The sequence below is a fragment of the Streptomyces sp. NPDC000880 genome, from assembly GCF_053599675.1.
The window spans coordinates 1-4,545 of record NZ_JBSFMS010000222.1 but is presented as its reverse complement, the minus strand read 5'-3'; the positions used below and the strand labels follow the sequence as shown (position 1 = coordinate 4,545).

The following is a 4,545-nucleotide window of genomic DNA, read 5'->3' as shown; positions in this document are numbered from 1 at the left end:
AGTGGCGGCCGGGATCGGGGATTATCGCGCCGGGCGGGGGGTGCCGGCGGGCGCGGACCCGGTGGTCCCCGGGGGCCGGTTCCCCGTGGGTGTGGGGGGGGTCCGGGGCGGAGCCCCGGTTCGGGAAGGGGCGGGTCGGGGAACAGCCCCCGACCCCACGCCCTCAGTCCACCAGGTCCCGCACCACCGCGTCCGCCAGCAGCCGGCCCCGCAGAGTGAGAACCGCACGCCCGTCGGCATAAGGCCCCGGCTCCAGCAGCCCGTCCGACAGCGCCCGGGCCGCCGCCGCAAGGCCGTCCGCACGCAGCAGGTCCAGCGGGCAGCCCTCGCGGAGGCGGAGTTCCAGCAGGATGCGCTCCACCCGGCGGTCCTCCGGGGAGAGCAGTTCGCGGCCCGCGCCCGGCGAGCGGGAGTCGGCAAGCGCCGCCGCGTACGCGCCCGGGTGCTTCACGTTCCACCAGCGCACCCCGCCCACGTGGCTGTGCGCGCCGGGGCCGGCGCCCCACCAGTCCGCGCCGCGCCAGTACAGCTCGTTGTGCAGGCACCGGCCGGCCGCGGAGGTCGCCCAGTTGGAGACCTCGTACCAGTCGAAGCCCGCCTCCCGCAGCACCGAGTCCGCGATCAGATACCGGTCCGCGTGGACGTCGTCGTCGGTCATCGGGACCTCGCCCCGGCGGATGCGCCGCGCCAGCTGCGTGCCCTCCTCCACGATCAGCGCGTACGCCGAGATGTGGTCAGGCCCGGCCGCCACCGCCGCCGCCAGCGACGCGCGCCAGTCGTCGTCGCTCTCCCCCGGCGTGCCGTAGATCAGGTCGAGGTTCACATGGCCGAAGCCCGCCTCCCGCGCCTCCGCGACGCACGCCTCCGGGCGGCCGGGCGTATGCGTACGGTCCAGCACCTTCAGTACGTGCTGCCGCGCGCTCTGCATCCCGAAGGAGATCCGGTTGAAGCCCCCGGCGCGCAGCCGGGCGAGATACTCCGGATCCACCGACTCCGGATTCGCCTCGGTGGTGATCTCCGCGTCGTCAGCGAGCCCGAATTCGTCCCGTACGGCATCCAGCATCCGTACGAGATCTCCCGCGGCCAGCAGCGTCGGCGTACCGCCCCCGACGAACACCGTCCGCACCTGCCGCGGGTCGTCGCCCAGCACCTTGCGGGCCAGCCTGATCTCCTCCGCCACCGTCTCGGCGTAGTTGTCGCGGGAGGCCAGCACGCCACCCGAGCCGCGCAGCTCGGTCGCCGTGTAGGTGTTGAAGTCGCAGTAGCCGCAGCGCGTCGCGCAGTACGGAACATGCAGGTAAAAGGCGAGCGGCCGGTCCGCGGCGCCCTGGAGCGCGGACGCGGGCAGCACCCCGTCCTCGGGCATGGGCTCACCATCGGGCAGTACGGAAGGCATGCCCCCCATTGTCCGTCACCTTGTGCGTCAGCCCGAACGGCTACTGCGCCTGGAGCACCAGCAGAGCCAGATCGTCCCCCGGCGGCGTCTCCGCGAACTCGTACACCGCCTGCCTGATCCGCTCCGCGACCCCCTGCGCGGTGAGCCCCGCGCACCCCGCGAGCACCCGCTCGAGCCCGTCGCCGTCGTCGAACATCCGCGGCCCGGAGCGCCGCTCGGTCACCCCGTCCGTGACGCAGAGCAGCGTGTCTCCGGGCTCCAGACCGAAGGTCTGGCTCTGGTACGCCACGTCGTCGACGACCCCGAGCAGCACCTGCGGCTCCGCCGCCGTACGCACCGTGCCGTCGGGACGCAGCAGCAGCGGCAGCGGATGACCCGCGCTCGCGATGGTGCACCGCACACCGCCGTGCGGCGAGCGCACCAGCTCGCCGTAGAGCAGGGACAAGAAGCGCGCCTGCGGTCCCTCCGGCACGCCCTGCCCGCCCGCCGCCGCGACCATCAGGGCGGCCGCCTCCGCCGCCTCCATCGCGTCGTCGAGCAGCAGTCCGTTCAGCCGGTCGAGCACCTCGCCCACCTGGTATCCCTCGCGGGCGAGCAGCCGCAGCCACGGCCGGGCGAGGCCGGTGACGACGGCGGCCTCGGGCCCGCTGCCCTGGACGTCGCCGAGCATGAAGCACCAGCGGCCACCGGAGCCGGCCGGAAAGATGTCGTAGAAGTCGCCGCCCGCGACGCCGTCGTCACTCGGCTCGTAGACCAGGAACCGGTCGACGCCCGGGATCTCGCCGACCTTGCCGGGCAGCAGCCCGCGCTGGAGGACCTTGCTGATGGTGGCCTGCCGGGTGTACTGCCGCGCCGCGCTGATCGCCAGGGCGACCCGCCGCGCGAAGTCCTCGATCAGTGCGGTCACTTCGTCGGGTACGCGCGCCAGGCCCTGGCGTGCCACGAGCAGCGTGCCGAGGCCGCGTCCGCCCGCGACGAGGCGGTAGGCGACGGCCGTGCCCTCGCCCGTGCCCGGCTCACCGTCGCCGGGCCAGGGGATCGGCACAGGACCCTTGCCCGGGTTGTCGGGCAGCAGCGGCGGCTCCTTTTCCAGGGCCTCGCGCAGCTTCTCCATACGGGACTCGTCGCTGTGCCAGACCCTGGCGAGCCGCGGCGCCACCCCCGCCGAGCCGCCCGGCCCCCAGCCCGAGCGCCCGGCCTCGCCGTCCAGCCAGATCGCGCACCAGTCGGCGAGCCGCGGCACCAGCAGCTGCCCGGCGAGCGCCGCGACCATGTCCTCGTCGAGCTGTCCGGCAAGCAGGTCGGAGGCTTCGGCGAGGAAGGAGAGCGCCCCGCGGCTCACCCAGTCCTGGTCCTCACGGACGATGCGTCGCGGCGCGGGGGCGAGGATCTCGGCGGCGCGCAGCCCGCGCTGCAGCGCCGGTTCGGCGCCCGGCACCGGGCAGGTGTCCCAGCCGTCGACGGGGAGCCGGGCCCAGACGGTCTTGAGGGCGGCGAGATAGGTGATGCCCCAGCGCTCGGCGAGCGCGCCGACGAGGTGGAGGCCGCGGCCGTACTCGGGAGTGCCGGTGTGGTCCGCGTCGTGCGGTTCGTTCCGTACGGCCCTTACGGGGTGGTGGTCGGAGACCTCGATCACCAGTGCGGCGGGTTCGCTGTCGGCCGACTCCTCGAGGCGGCAGAGGAGTTCGACGGTGGTGCCCGCGTGCACGACGGCGTTGGTGACGAGTTCGTTGACGATCAACACGGCGTCGTCCGCGAGCCGGTCCGTACTGTGCTTTCCCGGCGAGCAGCCGGTCGCCCCTCCGCTCCCCCGGCAAAAAGCGCAGGTGGCGAGCAGCCCGAGGTTGGTCCAGTCGGCGAGGGCGGCGCGCACGAAGCGGCGCGCGGCGGACGGCGCGAGCGGGTTGCCGGGCAGGCTGGTGCAGGAAATCGACCGTGCGTCGTCCCGTAGTGGGTACAGCGGAGTTGAACGTTGCCCGGTGTCGCGCTGCATCGGAATAGGCCTCACAGTGCGGCTCCTGGTCGGTTCCGGCAATGCGCCGCTTATGACACCGACAGAGTGACAGACTGAGCCTGCCCATAAGCGCCGAGTCACCGAAGTGGGCGGATGTGAACAAAGATATTGCGTTGTCTCCCGCCCAGCCGGCCTCCCGGCTGCCTGTCCGGGCGCCCGCGGACGGTGTCTGGATCCGCGTCTCGGAGCTCCGCCCGCTGTTGGCCGCGATGACGGCATTACGGGACGGCGACTTCAGGAGGATCGCGGGGCTGCTCGGCGGCCGCATCATCGCGGAGAGCGAGCCGGGCCGCGGCTCCACATTCACGCTGTACGTGCCCGTCCTCTACCCCGGCCAGGTGGGCGGCGACAGCGACGGCTCCTACGACGGCCATGTTCTGCACGGCGACCATGACATCCACGAGATCCATGACATCCACGACGTGCCGCTGACCTCCCCGGAGCGGCACTACACCGAACATCTTCCGCGCCTTGAGCTGGACGACGGCTGGCCGACGACCACCAAGCTGGAGGAGTGGAAGTCGGGCATGTGCGGGCCGCATCCTGTCGGGCCGTCGCGTCCTCATCGTCGACGACGACATCCGCAATGTCTTCGCGCTCACCCATGTGCTGGGCCGGGTGGGCATGCCGGTGCTTTACGCGGAGAACGGCAGTGAGGGCATCGAGACGCTGGAGCGCAACCCCGACGTCGAACTGGTCCTGACCGGGACGGACGCGGACAGCGGTTATGCGTTCCGGGGGTATGCGACGGGGGCCGCGGACTATCTGACCAAACCCTTCGCCCCTTGGGTGCTGCGGGCGAAAGTGAGTTCCTCGATCTGCACCGCAAGAACCGCCAGTTGGAGCGGCTGTTGGCCGGTGAGCAGGAGCAGCTGGGGCAGATCGCGAAGCGGCTGACGGCGATAGAGACAGAGCGGGGGCGGAGCGGCCCGAGCGATGTGCCGGAACTGCGGGTGCAGTTGACTCGGATAGCGGAGACGATGAGGGAACTGCGCCGCGGACGGAGCCAGTAGCCCCGCCCCCCTTTCGCCCTTCGGGGGTGTCCTCAATCTCCCCCAGACTCCGTCCGGGGCCCCCAACGGGCCGGCTGTGCCTTGTCCTCAATCGCCGGGCGGGGGGTCTCTCAAGAAAGGGA

Annotated in this window: 3 protein-coding genes and 1 pseudogene; 2 read left to right on the top strand and 2 right to left on the bottom strand. The window is 72.2% G+C overall.

The features are described 5' to 3' along the window. Positions 1-163: 163 nt before the first annotated feature. Positions 164-1,396 (bottom strand): radical SAM family heme chaperone HemW, encoded by a 1,233-nt coding sequence (gene hemW / locus ACWDO5_RS35280; protein ID WP_450534612.1) that lies wholly within the window; start codon positions 1,394-1,396, stop codon positions 164-166. A 40-nt stretch (positions 1,397-1,436) separates the two neighbouring features. After that, a complete protein-coding gene (locus tag ACWDO5_RS35275; protein ID WP_450534613.1) occupies positions 1,437-3,389 on the bottom strand; it encodes a SpoIIE family protein phosphatase in 1,953 nt (650 codons plus the stop codon). Positions 3,390-3,646: 257 nt separating this feature from the next. Between ACWDO5_RS35275 and ACWDO5_RS35270 the strand changes: the two are divergent. Further along, positions 3,647-4,112 (top strand): annotated as a pseudogene (locus tag ACWDO5_RS35270) (hypothetical protein); the annotation flags it as partial. An 83-nt stretch (positions 4,113-4,195) separates the two neighbouring features. Next, a complete protein-coding gene (locus ACWDO5_RS35265; protein WP_450534614.1) occupies positions 4,196-4,423 on the top strand; it encodes a hypothetical protein in 228 nt (75 codons plus the stop codon). Positions 4,424-4,545: the final 122 nt, after the last annotated feature.

What these genes read in the sequence shown, in the direction of transcription:
- hemW (WP_450534612.1), bottom strand. Translation starts at nt 1,396, where the DNA reads ATGCCTTCCGTACTGCCCGATGGTGAGCCCATGCCCGAGGACGGGGTG.
- ACWDO5_RS35275 (WP_450534613.1), bottom strand. Translation starts at nt 3,389, where the DNA reads ATGCAGCGCGACACCGGGCAACGTTCAACTCCGCTGTACCCACTACGG.